This is a genomic window from Microcoleus sp. S13C4 (assembly GCF_036700865.1).
Taxonomy (GTDB): domain Bacteria; phylum Cyanobacteriota; class Cyanobacteriia; order Cyanobacteriales; family Microcoleaceae; genus Microcoleus.
The window spans coordinates 17,280-33,476 of the sequence record NZ_JAUBPS010000022.1; the positions used below are offsets into that span (position 1 = coordinate 17,280).

A 16,197-nucleotide genomic window follows, 5' to 3' on the forward strand; every position below is an offset into this window, starting at 1 on the left:
AGATTTTAGATTTTAGATTTTAGATTGACAAAGATCGATCGTCCGAGTTAACAGCAGGTAGCGAAAACCAGAAAGTCGAACCCCCGCCGGGAGTGCTTTCGACGCCGATGAAGCCGCCGTGAGCTTTGATAATTTGCTTAGACAGGTACAATCCCAAACCCAGCCCTGTTAATTGTCGGCTATTAGGGTCTTGAACGTAAAGTTCAAACAGAGATTCCCGCTGTTTGGCGCTGATTCCCACTCCATTATCTGTTACAGTACAGCGAACCATTTTTACGGTGACTCCGGGCAATTTGCTGCCGATATTGCCAATTTGACCCTGATAGCGGGGCATTTTGCAACTGCCGTCGATGTTAAATTTGGCCAGGGTTTCCTGATTTTTCTGGGTGGTCTCGCCTATCCTAGGACGATCGCCCGCGGCAGATATCCCGTTAGCGATACAGCGGGCGATCGGATCATTTAGCGGTGTTAAAGCCTGTGAATTTTCTTCATAAGTTAGCCTTTTTTCAACTGCAATTACCTCGGCTTTAAAAGTTATATTGACTCCCGGAGGATTGTGTTTAATAGCATTAGTCAACAGATTTTCTAGCACGCGCTGCAGGTGTTGGCGATCGGCATTGACTTGTGGCAAATCCGCCGGGATTTCCTGAGTCAAAGTTGCTTGATTTTTGGCTAGCATCGGTTCTAAATCGGCAACAACGACTGAAGCTAAAGACGACAAATGCAGCGGTAAAGTATTGATAACAATACCTTTCACCTCGCTAGCGTGAGCGTCGAGCAGGGCATTAACCATAGTCAACTGGTGTTCGCTAGCTTGAACGATCCGCTGCAAAATCGATCGAGAAACCGGAACATCTTGTACAGAGTCAGAAGGCGATTTGTTGAGCAAATTTTTCAGCAGTATTAACATTCCCATAACAGGAGTGCGGAGATTGTGAGAAACTGCGTGCAAAAATAGGTCTTTCAGGCGGTTGCTTTCTTGCAGTTCGTGCATTTTTTGCTGTAGTTGGCGGGTGCGTTCCTCCACTTGAAATTCCAAGTTGGCATTGAGAGCTTTTACCTGCTGTAAAAGTTGAGCTTGCTGGAGAGCGATCGCCACTTGGGTAGCGAGTTTTTCTAACAAATCAATTTCAAATTCCTGCCACTGGCGGGGCCCGGAGCACTGGTTGACGGCCAAGATCCCGAACAATTCATCCCCCAGGACGATCGGCACATTTAACGTCGCGCGAATTTGATAGTCGCTGTACAATTGGGCAATTGAAAGGCTGAGTTCAACGCTAGCAGTATCGGAGATAGCTCGGACGCGGTTGTTAGCATAAAAAGTTTTCTGGTTTTCGAGGTGATTCTCGTCAGCGAGTACCCACCCGAAAAGAGAACGGCATTGGGCATCCACAGACTCGGCCACAACCTTACCGTACACCGGGCTAGGAAGATTTACCCCGTCCGCGTCCACAATACCGATGAAAGCGCGGTCTGCCTTGAAAAATTGCCGGACTTCGGCAACAGTAGTGTTGAGAATTTCTTCGAGGTCGAGGGAGTTGCGAATTCGCAGGGCGATTTCTGAGAGCAAGCGATCGCGATCGGAGGACGCCCGCAAAGCGGTTTCCGCGCGGTGGCGTTCGGTAACGTCTTGGACTGTGGCGGCGATCGCCCCTGACTCAATTGCCGACTGTTCGCAGACAGTGCGTTCGGAGCCATCTGCCAGCACAATTCGGTAGTTAATGCAATAGGCTTGGCGCTCCAACATAGCTTGGCGCTGCGATCGCGCCACCAATTCTCGGTCTTCTGGATGTACAGCTTGCAAAAAAACTTCTGGTGTCGGTTTGACAGTTCCAGGAGCAAAACCTAAGAGGCGGTAAAGTTCGTTTGACCACCGCAATTCGATATTGGATATATGATGTTCTGCAGATTCTTCGCAGTTGTCAGTTGCTGTGAGGGCGGCGCAATTTAAATCCCAATTGCCCAACTGAGCGATGCGCTGAGCGTTGGCTAAACTAGCTTCGCGATCGCGCAGCATGGCGGCCGTGCGGCGCACCTCCACCAGCGCTTGCTGGCGTTCTGCTACGGCGGCGGCCAACATCAGAGCCACAAGGGCGATCGTGCCGGTAAAAGCTTGTAAAAACAAAACCGCCTGTTTGAGATTATCACTTTTGGCCAAAAACGGGCCGCCTCCCTGTACTGCTCCCCAAATCGCGATGCAAGAGACGATCGAATAAGCAAAAATCGCTCCCGCCGATTGAAACCGCAGGGCGGCCCAAACTATCAGAGGAAAAGGCAGATACTCCAGCGGATACTGAGCGATCGCCGCTTGTGTTTTTGAGCAAAAAAACAGCCAGCTCACGCTCAGCAAGAGAGTCAGCCAGAGCGCTATTTCTGAATAATTAATAATTAAAAATACAAGATTGTAGCGGTTTTCAGGTGCAGTAATTCTGTGCCTAGAATTAGTAATTAATAATTGAGAATTGGCAATTAGTAATTGATTATTTTGCTTATTGAAAAGTGCGATAAAACTTGAAATAATGCGGGGTTTTAATGGAAATTTAAAACTATTAACGGCGTGGTTCAAAGTCAGCAGCACAGGCGTCACAATCAAAATTCCCATGCCGTCTCCGAGCCACGTAGTCCACCAGTTGCGAGAGAAATTGCTCCACTGAGCCCAACCAAAAATGCACGTTCCCAAGTTGCCGAGGATAGAGCCGAGGAAAGTAGACCCGATGACAGCGCCCGCCACTAAAGCCAGAACATCTCGCAATCGATCGAGTTTGGTAGAAAATCCGCTCTCCCTCAGCAAAGCCTCTCCAGCCAGCGCTTGTAGGGTGACGCTAAAGGCTGATGTGACAATGACAGCCGACGGTATACCGGCGGTAGAGTTTAACAGCACCGAACCGAGGGCAATTCCCGGCCACATCCGTCGCCCTTGCAGTAACAGTGCCGCTAGAGCAATACCGGCGGGCGGCCAAACGGGGGAGGGTTCGGCTTTCACCAGTCCCAGCATCGACGCTGCGAGTTTTCCGGTAACAAAGTAGGCCAGGGCCAGGATGCCGGTGTACAGAAGCATTCGAGTGCGGGGGTTGAGCAGTTTCATGTTTAGTGCGATCGAATCCTCCATTCCTAGTTTTTAATTTAGGCGGCTTTGGGGCGATCGAACTTCCTCCTGACGACTCACCTGACTGGGGGAGTGGGAAGTTGACTGTTGACTGTTGACTGTTGACTGTTGACTGTTAACTTATGACAACTGCCTACAGCCTACTGCCTACTGACCAATGACTAATGATTTCTTAAAATCCAAAACTCCGCTTGCCATCCGGCTTAACAGTAAGCCAATTGGTCTTTGCCATTGCCAGTTGTTCCTCAGAAACTGTAGCGTTCGTAAGATTCGCCCCGCACAAATTTGCTCCCCGCAAATTCGCCTTAGTCAAATAAGCCCCCGTCAAGTCAGCACCTCGGAAATCCGCGCCTTCAAAATTGGCAGTGCTGCAATAAGCCTCAGTCAAGTTAGCATCTCGCAAATTCGCCTGAATTAACCGGGCGTGACCCAAATTCGCCCCCGACAAATCCGCTGCTTGCAAATTTGCCTTCACCAACCTAGCCTGATAAAAATTCCCCCCCGCTAACTGCGCTTTTTGCAGTTGCAAACCCGACAGTTCGCAGTCAGCAAAATCACGCTTGCCTTTAAAATATGCCGCTCGCACGCTATTGGTGTCCCACTTAGGAGCAACTTTAGATAGCTTTGACGCTGCTAAATTCCCGCTAGAAGGTCCAACGGTTCCGAAAGTTCTGCCGGACTCAGCCAGAGTTCGGGAAACTCTCGGCTGCATCCCCGTGTTCCCAGATTGGCTGAAGGAAGTTCTACCAGCGCGGGTGTGGTTCGATCGTAAATCTTCATTGATTTTGCTCCTGGGCGGTGACCAGGAAGAACCCTCGTCATTAAATATTGTCGGTTCTTCAACTGTACGAGAAGAGGCGTTGAATTGAGTTGCCAAGCCATCCATAAGAGTTGGGTCTTCAAATTGACCCGAGAGAGCTCTGAGGACATCTGCTGCCGATTGGAAGCGGTGCCCAACCATCGGCTTGAGCATTTTTTCGAGAATCCGCGCAAAATTTGGACTCACCTGAACGTGGGGCTGCCAAACAATTTCGCCGGTTACTCCATCAAAATCTAAATCCTTGGGCGATTTTCCTGTCAGCAAGTACAAGCAAGTCATGCCCACCGCGTAGATGTCGCTGGCAAATATCGGCCGCAGCGCCATTTGTTCCGGGGGGGCAAAACTAAATGTGCCGACTGAAAATTTCGTGTTGGCGCTTTGGTCGGCGGGGTCTAATAATATTGTTTGGCTAACTTGGTCTTTTACCGCTCCGAAGTCAATCAGAACTAAGTGGCTGTCTTGAACTCGGCGAATAATATTTGCGGGTTTGATGTCTCGGTGAATTACTCCTTGGCTATGGATATATTGCACTACTGGCAGAATTTCTAATAGAAATTTTTTAACATCCGATTCGTTGAAACGGCCTGACTGCTTGACTTCTTGTTTCAAAGTCGAGCCTTTAACATACTCTTGAACTAAGTAGAATTGCTGTTCCGTTTCAAAATAGTCTAGCAGCCTCGGTACTTGGGGGTGGTCGCCCAGTTGGCCGAGGGTTTTCGCCTCTCGCTTAAATAATTCCCGCGCCATTTCTAAAACTCGCGGCGACGAACTACTGGGTCGCAGTTGCTTGACTACACAACTCGGTTGACCGGGCAATGAGATGTCTTTTGCCAGAAATGTAGCTCCAAAACCTCCTTGTCCTAACGGTTCAATGACTTGGTAGCGAGCACGCAGCAATAACCGCGCACCGCAAGTCTGACACTGAAGAATAGAGTCAGCAGGGTTTTGAGGATGGGGACAGCCCGGATTTACGCAGTAGCTCATATTGATTGAGTTTGCCTATGTTGTTCTGATCTTGTCAGCGTCGCTCGAATGCACAAATAGCCTGTTCCTACTTCTGGTAGACATACTAATCTATCAGTTGTCGGCTGGCCGTGCCTTCGATGGCGAATTGGAATTGCACCTAAGTCTTTTAGGCCGATATCTTTTCCCTATTTTGATTATCTCGCTGGTCTGAGTTTTTTCGGTTGATTATCCTTGAAGATAGTTTAAAGACTTGCTAAAGTTGTCCTTTTTTGTGTAAAGTCTTTCTAAACTTAGGTGCTTTTTGCATTGTTAGATGTCTCTAGCATACCTCATTCTCTGAATAAGAATGCTACTCATCCCCCAGTAGACATCTACCTTGGGGCAGATCCCTTCTTTTTGCTTATGTGTACCATAACAGTCTTGACAAAATTGAATTAGTATGCTAAGAAAAGCTTTCCCGAATAAATTCTGGGAGTCAAAAGTCGTAGCCTGTCGGCGCGGACTTTTGACTAATAACTACCGAGCACTGACAACTAACTACTGACTAAATTATGCGTATATCTCTAAAGTGGCTCCGGGAATTGGTGGATGTGGCGATATCCCCGGAAGAATTAGCCGAAACCCTGACAATGGCTGGGTTTGAAGTGGAAGAAATTGAAGACCGCCGCCCGTGGGCAAGCGGCGTAGTTTTGGGCAAAATCATTGCCTGCGAACAGCATCCGAATGCAGACAAATTGAGAGTTTGTCAAGTGGATGTGGGTTCCTCAGAAGCTTTGAATATTGTTTGCGGCGCACCGAACGCTAGGGCAGACATTTATGTGCCTGTCGCGGTTGTGGGCACTTATTTATCGACTATTGATTTAAAGATTAAACCGGCTAAATTGCGGGGCGTTCCTTCCGAAGGAATGATTTGCTCTCTGGCCGAATTGGGACTATCTAAAGAGTCAGCCGGGATTCACATTTTCGATTTAGAAAATCCAGAATTGGGCAGCGATATTCGCCCACTTTTGGGTTTAGATGACGTGATTTTAGATTTGACAGCAACTGCCAACCGTGCAGACGCTTTGAGCATGGTGGGCGTGGCGCGGGAAGTGGCGGCGCTGACTGGGGCGAGTTTGAGAATTCCCGCAGCGAATGGTGTTGCGATTGAGGGCAAAGAAAGTCCTGGTTTGGCAGTAGAAATATCGGAACCGCAAGGATGCCCAATTTACATCGGCACGGCAATAGAAGGTGTGAAAATTGCTGCTTCTCCAGCTTGGTTGCAGCAGCGGTTGCAGGCGGCGGGAGTGCGGCCGATTAATAATGTGGTTGACGTGACTAATTATATTTTGCTGGAATGGGGCCAGCCGCTGCACGCTTTCGATCGCGATCGCCTACAATCTTTCACAGGTACTCAAGATATCAGCATCGGCGTCCGCTTTGCCAAAACAGGGGAATCCTTCAAAACTTTGGACGGACAAAACCGCAATTTGCAAGCTCACAATCTGTTAATTACTGCTAGCGACAAACCTGTTGCCTTAGCTGGGGTAATGGGTGGCGAAGATACGGAAGTTCACGAAGGAACGCAAAATTTAGTCTTGGAAGCAGCGATTTTTGACCAGGCAACGATTCGCCGTTCTGCGCGCGCTCAAGGCCTGCGGAGCGAGGCATCGATCCGCTACGAACGGGGGGTGAATCAGGCGGCTTTGACGACTGCTTGCAACCGCGCTGTCGCCCTAATTTTGGAGTTGGCTGGAGGCGCTGCGACGGTGCAGAAAACGGCGAGTTCCGGCGATGATTTGAGTTTTTCGCGATCGCTCGAATTGCGTTTAGACCGAGTAAATCTGGTTTTGGGGCAGTTGAAAAGAGGACAAACCGGCGGTTCTAAATATCTGGAACCGGAAGAGGTGAAAAATATTCTGACAGCTTTGGGCTGCGAAGTTGTTCCCACGGAAAAAGAACGGGTGTTGGCGATAACTGTTCCTCCTTACCGTTACCGCGATTTAGAAAGGGAAATTGACTTAATTGAAGAAGTTGCCAGACTCCACGGTTATGACAATTTCTGCGATACTTTGCCCAGCAAAACGGCGGCCGGTTATCTGTCGCCGGAATATGCGGCAATTCGGAATGTGCGATCGGCTTTTCGGGCGGCCGGGTTGACGGAGTTGATGCACTATTCTTTGGTGAAAACTGAGGGAGACAATCAGGTGGTGCTGGCGAATCCGCTGTTTGTGGAGTATTCGGCTTTGCGGACTGAAATGCTGTCGGGTTTGATTGATGCTTTCGGGTACAATTTGGAACAGGGAAATGGGGCACTAAACGGTTTTGAAGTCGGCCGCATTTTCTGGAAAGATGGGGATGCAATGAAGGAAGCCGATGCAGTTGCGGGGATTATCGGCGGCGATCCGACTGTGTGGAAATGGCAGCAGGGAGGGCGCGATCGACCTTTGACTTGGTTTGAGGCCAAGGGGGTTTTGGAAAGCGTTTTTCAGGGGCTGGGTTTGGCGGTGGAATATCAAAGTGATTCCTCTAATACACGCTTGCATCCGGGCCGCACGGCGGCGTTATCGTTAAACGGGAAACATTTAGGAGTTTTTGGACAGTTGCACCCGCAATTGCAGCAGGAAAAGGATTTGCCGGAGCAGGTTTACGTGTTTCAATTAGATTTAGCGGTGCTGTTGGGTGAATTAGAGCGATCGAGCAACTTAACTCGCAAGTTCGCGGGTTATTCGAGTTTCCCCGCTTCTGACAGAGACATTGCATTTTTCGCACCAGTTGAAGTTCCGGTTGTTGAGATGCAGAGTGCGATGAAAAAGGCGGCGGGTAGTTTGCTGGATTCCGTGGAACTGTTCGACGAATATCGGGGCGACAATGTGCCGGCGGGACAGCGGAGTTTGGCTTTTCGGTTAATTTACCGCGCGGGCGATCGAACTTTGAGCGAAACCGATGTCGAACCGGCACAACAAAAAGTTCGCGATATTTTAGTTGAAAAATTCGGCGTTAGTTTGAGAAGCTAAAATAGGCTCCTACTCACTAATAAACCGCCAGGGAATGAATTCCCTGGCGGACTCAGGGAAAAATCGTTAAATTGACACCAAGGGCCGCAACATATCCCGCACAGCGAAGGAAATATCAGGAAATTGCCAAGGACAAATACTCCCATCATCCGCCAGAATCACTTGACTTAGATAACCATCCTGACTCGGTTGTCGAAAAACGTGAAGTTGCCGATTATTAACATCCAAAACCCAATAATCTGCAATTCCAGATTGAGCATAAAGATTTGCTTTTATCCCCAAATCTGTTCTCAGCGTAGTATCGGCAACTTCAATAATCAGATAAATTTCTGAGGGAGTTGGATGGTGGTCTTCATAGTAAAGTGGATCTGGTATGACTACAGAAATATCGGGTTCGGGTTCAGAGTAATTATTGAGCCGAACCGGGTCTTGCAGTCGCACAAAAATCTGCTCTCCTAAACGGTTATCCAGTAATATCTTCGTGCGCGCAATCGCCGCACCGTGGGCTGTTCCTTTGGCTGCCATCTTTACTATCTGTCCCGCCAGTAATTCTACTCGTTCATCTTCGTCAAGAATCCCAATTTCCGCCATCCGGTGATATTCTTCAACCGTCAACAGGCGAATGTCTAATAAAGTCATAGCAATCTTCTCCTATCTAACAATCATCTCTCTTTCCCCTCTTCCTCTGCGCCCTCTGCAGTTCATTAATCTTATTCTTAAAATTTTAGTTAAAACCTCTTACTCTTATTGTACAATAACTTTTAAACAAATTCATCTAAAGCTCAAAAATATGACCAAATATGTGATGTGGGGAAGTTACTGCGAAGATGTTCTAGAAAAACGCGCTCCCTTTCGGGACGCTCATTTAGCCGGATTGGCTAAGCAGAAGGAATCGGGTGTGTTAAGTACGATCGGGCCTACAAAAGATTTAACTAAAGTTTTTGCAATTTACGAAGCCGAAGATGAGGCGGCGGTGCGACAATTGGTGGAAGCCGATCCTTATTGGGTAAATGGGGTTTGGACTGAGTACGATGTGAAAGAGTGGATTCAAGCTTTTTGAAGGGGTTAACAGGGTGAACATCTTAAGATTGGATGACAGCGATTTAGTTCCAGTGGACTATGGCGATTTGCTGGCCAAGATTTTAGAAGTTTTGCAGGAAAACAATCTCTTTAGCATTTCGGCTGATAAGCGTCGTCTGCTAATAGATATTGACGCGGCAGCTAATCAAATAGCCACTTCGCAAGTCTTGCCACCTTTGGGTTCTTGTGAACGTCAAGCACGTTCGGCTACAGTCAATTTTCCGGCGGAAGTTGAAACTAGATTTGGCATTCAAATTAGACAAATTAGAGAACATTTGCGACAACATTTAGCATCTGTTGTGGGAGGAGATGGTATTGAAAATTTCGTAGCTAGCTTAATTGAGCCTTTAGAATCACGGTCTTTTCAGGGAAGTGGCACCGACTTAGGTTTCAAATACGATTTTGCCAAATCCTCTCCTACCTTAGCAAAAAAGAAGCTAACTTTGCAGCGCCCAAATACTGTGGGAACAACGGCAATTTTAAAGCTGCATAAATTAACTATCGCCGTGCGAGATTCAGACATTTTTCAGCAACAACTGAAGGAGGGTTTAGAGAATTACATTGAGGAAAATGCTGACACTAACAGCGATAAGCAAGAACTGCATCATCTGCTTGATGAGATGGTGCAAAATGAAAATTCTGATTTCCATAAGTTGCTCAAAGTTGTAGACAAAGAAACTCTAGGTAAGCTGAATAAAGAAGCTAAGATTACCTATTTAGAGTATCTGCTAGAAAACATTCGCAATAGCAGCACAGATAGTGTTGGTATCGTCTATTTAGAAGACTTGATCCGGCGTCTCAGGTTGCTCGAAGTATACATTGGCGATCGCACAAAAGATGACGGCTATTATAATGTCAATTATGCTGGCATCACTGTTAACTACAGAGATATGTTTTCCAGAGCGGAAGTCTTAGATGCACTTCCCATCATTCCGATTGTAGCAGGTTATTTAGGAGAAACCACAGACAGCCATTTGAATGAACGTAAATATATTTTTGGTTTAAAACTGAAATTTGGCAACGAAGTTCAAGCCCGCGGCGGTGAACCTGTATTTGATTATAACCTGAATTTGCTCAATCCTGAAAGTGAGGAACATAAAGCCGAATTAGCCGATAGTTACACTAGCGAAACCTTTATTCGCAAGGTCTTAAAAATAGCATTATTGTACTATTTTGTATTTGCTTCTCTGAGCAATCCTTTAGCGCCGGATTACAAACCTGAATCTGAATTAAATTACGATCCTAGACAAAGCTTTGAAGCAGTAATCTCTGTACTCAGAGGTTCTGATGAAGAAAAGAAAAAGGCGATATTTAGAGGAATCAAAAGAGGGCTAACTGAATATAATATAGAATTTAAAATAAACAGTCTCAAGCAATTATTAAAAAACTTTATAGATAGGCAAACAATTTTGCCAAGTCGCACAGAACCGCGACATATCAGCGTCAAAAGAGGCATCCTAGAAGACATCGATAACGCTTTAACGACTGGTCGATTTTTCACTGATGTTCTGCAACGAAATCCCAAACAATCACTCCAGTATATCGCCGTCGAACAATCGAGCATCAACGAAACAGCTATCTGTCAGCTACCAGTCAATATCACAATCGAAGATGTCCGCTACTTCCCTACTGATGAATTCCAGAATTTCAGCATGGAATATAACATTAAGGACATCGATACTTTGCCTGTACTTTGGGTTCCTGAAAGTCTGATGAATGTATATAACAGCCGTTTTTCCAAGGAGTATAAATTGCTGTTGTTTCGTTATAACAATAAACGTTTAGACGGCAAGGACGGTTTGAAACCAGATGCAGCATTTGTTTACAAATTTTGTGTTTCGCTTCTGTCTTATATTTGCCTGCAAATCTTGTTACACAATCAGAAAAAGAATTTGTTTATTCCGATGGTGAGACTTCACGAAGGCGACCAGAATAACCCTTCGCCGTCTGAAAAGTTTATGGCTAACGTTTCTAAAACATTGTCTCATCTGTTTAGTGAAAAATACCGCTCGACTTCTCAAGGCTTTCGTGTCAAGCAAAAACCGAATGGTTACAGTATTCGCAACGGTTTGAGTTCCCTGTATTCAATATTGCCTAAAAAGTTTAAATTTCGGAATGTTCCACTATCTCCAGAGTTGGACAATTTAGCAATTATTGTCGTATCAAGTTGCGAAAGCGATGCAAGAAAAGGTAATAGCGATCGCTTTCAGAGAAAAACCTGTTTGTTAGGCGAAGTTGCGGGAATTAAACGCCTATCAGAGGATACAATTCAAGTCGGAATGCTGAAAACTTTGTCAGAAAATTACAGCGTTCAACACCTTTACAGTCAGCCGTCAATCCTAGAAGATACTGTCAGTCAACTATATAAATATGGATATCGCAATTTCCTATATATTGCACAAGCACCTTATACAAGCACACTACACATTACCCAGACTGATGAAGACGAGCAATTGTTTTTTATGTCAAAAAAACTAATCCAAACTTTGAAAGGAGATCGGCAAGATATCAAGATTTATCCGGTATTTTTTGATAAATATTACGTCCGAAGTCCTAAACAACACAAGGGAGAATCTTTCTACATTCAGGATACCACGGAACTGGAAAGTTTATCAAAAGATCCCAGTCACCAAGCTGTGATGTTTTTTAATCTGTTTAATGGTATCAAAGTAGAGCAAGGGGAAAAGAACTTTTACAACGGTGTGATTTCTTACTCGACACTGTTGAAGATATATGAAGGCACTCTGGATGACCAAGATATTCGCCAAGGTTTGATGTACGATGGTGAAATTAAAGATACTTTACTGCACTATTTAACCATCTTCCACTTTTCTAGGTATGAAGCCCGTCAACACATTAGTTTGAAACTCGATCCTTACGCTCATATTATCGGCGATGATTCAGTTGGTACTCTATCTGTGTTTAGTCATGGAGGCGGGAGTGCGGATTTTAACTCGCTGGCTTTTTTGAATAAGGTAAGAGAAGTATTGAGCGTAACTGAGGGAGGTACAAAATAATGATAAGTGAAGATTTTGGACGGCTGTTTGAGGTTGGATTTAATATTGGGATTTTGGCATATATTAAAAAGGAAAAGCTAGCTCACAATTTTGGTAATTCTTACAGTCTGGATTTGCAGCATCTCAAATTGCCAAAGATGATGACGGAAATAATCAGAGAAGCTAATCTGCTGAGTATTTTAGATGCTGAGGTTGTTGAAAAATGGAGCCTGTTTTTTGTCCAAAAAGGCTTTATTGGTGGGTTAAATTTTTTCCGGGATTACGTCAAATCTACTGGCTGGAATTTGCAGCGCTTAAAAATTTTGTACTGTCAGTGCAGTTTTAGTGATGCTAACAGTATCAGAACCTATAACAAGGGTGAGAAAGAAGCATTTAAAGAGCTATTGTCTCAGTTAAAAACCGCCAAACCGAGTTTATCAGATGATGAGATTAACTCCTACATCCGTCGCTACTCGAAAAAAGGCGAGTTTTTGCAGGCTGATACGCTGATGCTGTTACAGTATGGCAATGATTTTAGAATTCTCTGCGTTGATTTGTCTGTGTTTTCTCCGACGCTAGCTCCAAAACCGGAGGATCTCAATGAAATAGAGGTGATACGGAAATATTTGATGAGAGAAATTAGCTATTTGCGATCGAAAAGTGTGTTTTCTAATCTGCGGATGGATACCAGCACTTTAGGTGTGGATTTCTCGGAGGATTTAAAACGATTTTTTACAGCTTTTAAGTATAAGGATAAGGAAAGCACTAAGTTAATTCAGGCTGGTAGCTATGCTCACAGTTTCTATGGATTTCTACAACAAACTGGTATAATTTCAAGCGATGCTGAGGTTTTGTTTAATGTGGTTGGTTATGGCGATCGCAATATTAGCACAATTTCCCTACGCAAGGACAAAATCAAGTTATTAGCAACTTGTGCCCAGATTTACCAGAATGAACCGAAAGGTAAAGAGATTAGCGATGCTCGCAGCGAAGTTTTAGATGTTATTCAACTCAACGCGGCTCGCAGTTTTAAAGAAGGCAGAAAGTTTGTTGATTCTTTGTTAGGAATTGGGAAAAATGTCACTGAACCTCTACCTCATACTGAGCGGATAGACAATTTTGTTAATTCAATAGATATTATATCAGATAAACTGGCAGATGAGTTGCAAATTTCTCGCGGATTACATTTGAGAAGTGCTCACGCTGAATTGATTGTGAAAGCGCTTCAGTCTGATGAAACTTATATCTTTTTGACTGGGAATCCGGGAATAGGTAAAACAACTGCGATCGCCAATTTCCTCAAAACCCATATCGACGACGGTTTCTTATTCCTGTACGTCAGTCCCCGCAAGCAAGTAAACTTGGATATTATCAAAAAATTTAAAGATACAAAGACTGGTTTCCTGTGCGACGATCGGTTATTCTGTATTAACACAAACTCAGACCTTATTGCAAGTAATGCTGGCCGGCGTACTGTCAAGTACGCCTCCAATAGCCGTAGCGAAAACTTTACAGAAAAAACGGTTCATTTTCTCAAAGATAATCCCGAGGTTCAGGTAAAAGAATACCACCAGCGAGAAATTGAAAGAAAGAATGAAACCGTAATTAAACCAGCTAGCCTCAAAACTATGGGAGTGCTAAATAGCATTTGCAATGGAATTTATAGCGTAATTAACTGTAAAATTTCTAATAATATTGTCGCTACGGTTTCTATCCAATCTTTGAGAATGAAAGAAAATAGACAAAATACCCTTGATTATTTAGAAAATATATTTCAAGATACTTACAACAAACGGGATAAATTTGTCATTCCCGCTAAGATGCAAGAAATATCCAGTCGCATCAAACATATTTTTATTATGATCGATGAAATTACTGGAGATGATGGTGGGGTTGAGTTTTTAGATGGAATTGCTAAGATTGTCAAAAAACATGAGTTGCACAAGCTGGAACACGGCTTTAATACTAAAATTATTGTAGCCGATGCTTCGATTGTGGACTCCGAGGTGATTAAACAACACCTTGATAACACGTCACCGGAACCCGATAAAATCTACTTTAAAAAGTTAGCCAAAAATTCTAATATAATTGAACCTTTACAAGTCATTCCTTTTAAATTTAAGAATCTACCTGCAAAGGTGATCAATGCGAATTCCTACCCGGCGCGCAGTTTAGAGATAACTTACAAGGTATTTGTAGAAAGTGTTAAATATCAGGAAGATGCCCCTTTGAAACAAAATAGTAATTTACTCAAGCGGGTACAGTCTGAAATAATTGAGGATATCAATCAGCGATTAGCAATCCCCGGTGTGGAACAAATTATAGTATATATTCAAAACAAGCAAAGATTGGCAGAATTAATTGAAAAAATTAAAGAGAGTCGCGAAAAGTTTGAGCCTTTTACCGATTATCTGGAAATTCACGCGAATATCTCGGAAGAGGAGAAACAAAAAATACAGGAATTCAAAACTACAGCTAAAGTAATCTTTATGACTGCCTCGGGAAGTCGTGGACTTTCTTTCCCGAAAACTAAGCATATTTTAGTGGATATTCCCCGCTTCCAAATAGAGAAAAATCTGATGGAAGTGATACAGGTGATTTATCGGGGACGCGGGGAAGATGAGTCAGGTAAAACCCTTGATGGTGAAGACAAAGAATTGGTTTTTTATCTATCTGATACCGCAGTTTATTACGCTGATGATGCGGAACTTTCCCTGCAAGAAAGCAAATTGAGTTTGTTAAATTTATTGCTAATTCTCAAGACGGCGGTGATGACGCGAATTTCGGGATACGGTTATTTAGGTAGGGATAAGTTTTTGATGATTCCGATTGGTGGAAAGTCGGTTTCCGCAGTGGGGGATACTTTTAGCAGCAAAATGGCTTCTCTAATTAAGACGTTAAAAAGCGAAAGCCACCGAGGAAATAGGTTGTTACAGGAGGTTTATAGGAGTCTGGAACAGCTTTTGGGTCGCGGGGAGTTCGTTTTGACGAATTCTGATAAGTCTCGTCAAAAGGGCGATTCTTACCTGGAAATGCGGGAGGATTTTAATCGGAAGTTTTTGGACAAGTGTAATCCTCTTGCAGGTTTGCTGAGTTATGATAATTTAGAGATTGGTCATGTTTGTGGGAGTTTGTTGGTAGTACCTCTAGCTAAGCAAAATTTGCTGGAAAACTACCAGATGCGACTGCATCAGGAAATCAAGAAATGTGTAGATAATCAGTTGCTGCAAAAAATGTATCGCATCAGGGATAGCGAGTCGTACCCGGAGAATGTACGATCGGCAATTAGAGGAGGTGCGATCGAGTTATTGCAATTTCTCAACAGCGATGTGGAGAAAACTCAGTATTTTGAAGAGCAGAGTCAGCAGTTCGATCGCTATTATGCCATACCCCTGTTTGCTTTTGTTAGCGGGGAGGAAATGCAGGAGTATTTTGCTGACAGTAAGCTGGAAGAACCGGAAGACAGGCGGTATCGGGATATCTTGTCGGCTTATGTGCGATCGATCTACCCTGTAGATAGTGTAATGCCGATCGGGCACAAGTATCGAGATTTTCCATTTATCGTGTTTAGAAGCTACAGTTTAGAGCAAAGTAGAGAAAAGATTTTTACAGATAAATATCTTTTAAGTTCCAACGAGTTAAACGTGCTTAATTTAATTTTGTCGAAGCAGGTAAACTGAAACTGGTTGGGTGCGTCCTACAATTTTAGATTTTAGATTTTAGATTGCGAATCAAGGATGACTATCGGGGTTTGGATATTGCCTACAGTTGCATTCTTGTTTGAAACGGCTATCAGTTAGGTGTCCCCCTATCCGCACAGAAAATAAAACTCTTCCTCACTCTTTTTGTCCCTGCTTGGCTACTCCTGACCCTTTTTTTTTGCGATTTAATCCCAACTTCTGTAACGCGCTACACATTGCTGTTTTACCCACCCAATTTCCTGTTCTGTGGGCAAATAGCTCACCCAACTCTACTAAGGTTGCATCGGCATTTGCTGTCACTATTTCTCGTTATCTCTGTTTCGGAATTATTCAAATGACTATACCTCGGTTTCCCTCTAGGTTTTGGCTGTACATTTCCCTCTATATTTTGTTGTTTGACAAGCTTTTGAACTAAGCTTTTACTCACAGCAAATATTACTGCTATTGTTCGGATAGACAGCTTTTGCTCGCTTATGTGCTGCTACTATTTTTTTTCGCAAATCTACTGAATATGCTTTCAGGGGAAAATTAT

The 16,197-nt window shown here is 44.1% G+C and carries 8 protein-coding genes; 4 read left to right on the top strand and 4 right to left on the bottom strand.

Annotation, left to right across the window (positions count from 1 at the left end; genetic code table 11):
- Positions 1 to 19: 19 nt before the first annotated feature.
- Together QT996_RS11770 and QT996_RS11775 are read right to left on the bottom strand one after the other, a co-directional pair.
- Entirely contained in the window at positions 20 to 3,109 is a 3,090-nt protein-coding gene (locus tag QT996_RS11770) for an MASE1 domain-containing protein (protein WP_333046729.1), read from the bottom strand.
- Positions 3,110 to 3,278: 169 nt separating this feature from the next.
- A complete protein-coding gene (locus QT996_RS11775) occupies positions 3,279 to 4,910 on the bottom strand; it encodes a serine/threonine-protein kinase (protein ID WP_333046730.1) in 1,632 nt (543 codons plus the stop codon).
- Between the two features lie 533 nt (positions 4,911 to 5,443).
- Here QT996_RS11775 and pheT point away from each other — a divergent pair.
- Positions 5,444 to 7,888: a phenylalanine--tRNA ligase subunit beta gene (gene pheT / locus QT996_RS11780; protein WP_333046731.1), complete on the top strand. Its 2,445-nt coding sequence runs from the start codon at positions 5,444 to 5,446 to the stop codon at positions 7,886 to 7,888.
- A gap of 66 nt (positions 7,889 to 7,954) precedes the next feature.
- On the opposite strand, the gene QT996_RS11785 is transcribed toward pheT, so the two are convergent.
- Positions 7,955 to 8,527: a Uma2 family endonuclease gene (locus QT996_RS11785; RefSeq protein WP_333046732.1), complete on the bottom strand. Its 573-nt coding sequence runs from the start codon at positions 8,525 to 8,527 to the stop codon at positions 7,955 to 7,957.
- Positions 8,528 to 8,678: 151 nt separating this feature from the next.
- Between QT996_RS11785 and QT996_RS11790 the strand changes: the two genes are divergently transcribed.
- From QT996_RS11790 to QT996_RS11800, 3 genes are read left to right on the top strand one after another with little or no spacing between them, the layout of a single operon-like run.
- Positions 8,679 to 8,948, top strand: coding sequence for a YciI family protein (locus QT996_RS11790; RefSeq protein WP_190741349.1), 270 nt, complete (start codon positions 8,679 to 8,681; stop codon positions 8,946 to 8,948).
- Positions 8,949 to 8,961: 13 nt separating this feature from the next.
- Complete coding sequence (locus QT996_RS11795) at positions 8,962 to 11,985, top strand: hypothetical protein (protein ID WP_333046733.1); 3,024 nt, start codon at positions 8,962 to 8,964, stop codon at positions 11,983 to 11,985.
- Positions 11,985 to 15,644 carry an nSTAND3 domain-containing NTPase gene (locus QT996_RS11800; protein ID WP_333046734.1) on the top strand — a complete coding sequence of 1,220 codons (3,660 nt, stop codon included), beginning with the start codon at positions 11,985 to 11,987 and terminating at the stop codon, positions 15,642 to 15,644. The genes QT996_RS11795 and QT996_RS11800 overlap by 1 nt, the downstream gene beginning before the upstream one ends.
- 156 nt (positions 15,645 to 15,800) lie before the next feature.
- Here QT996_RS11800 and QT996_RS11805 read toward each other — a convergent pair whose 3' ends face one another.
- Entirely contained in the window at positions 15,801 to 15,965 is a 165-nt protein-coding gene (locus QT996_RS11805; protein WP_333046735.1) for a hypothetical protein, read from the bottom strand.
- Positions 15,966 to 16,197: the final 232 nt, after the last annotated feature.

What these genes read in the sequence shown, in the direction of transcription:
- QT996_RS11770 (WP_333046729.1), bottom strand. Translation starts at nt 3,109, where the DNA reads ATGGAGGATTCGATCGCACTAAACATGAAACTGCTCAACCCCCGCACT.
- QT996_RS11775 (WP_333046730.1), bottom strand. Translation starts at nt 4,910, where the DNA reads ATGAGCTACTGCGTAAATCCGGGCTGTCCCCATCCTCAAAACCCTGCT.
- pheT (WP_333046731.1), top strand. Translation starts at nt 5,444, where the DNA reads ATGCGTATATCTCTAAAGTGGCTCCGGGAATTGGTGGATGTGGCGATA.
- QT996_RS11785 (WP_333046732.1), bottom strand. Translation starts at nt 8,527, where the DNA reads ATGACTTTATTAGACATTCGCCTGTTGACGGTTGAAGAATATCACCGG.
- QT996_RS11790 (WP_190741349.1), top strand. Translation starts at nt 8,679, where the DNA reads ATGACCAAATATGTGATGTGGGGAAGTTACTGCGAAGATGTTCTAGAA.
- QT996_RS11800 (WP_333046734.1), top strand. Translation starts at nt 11,985, where the DNA reads ATGATAAGTGAAGATTTTGGACGGCTGTTTGAGGTTGGATTTAATATT.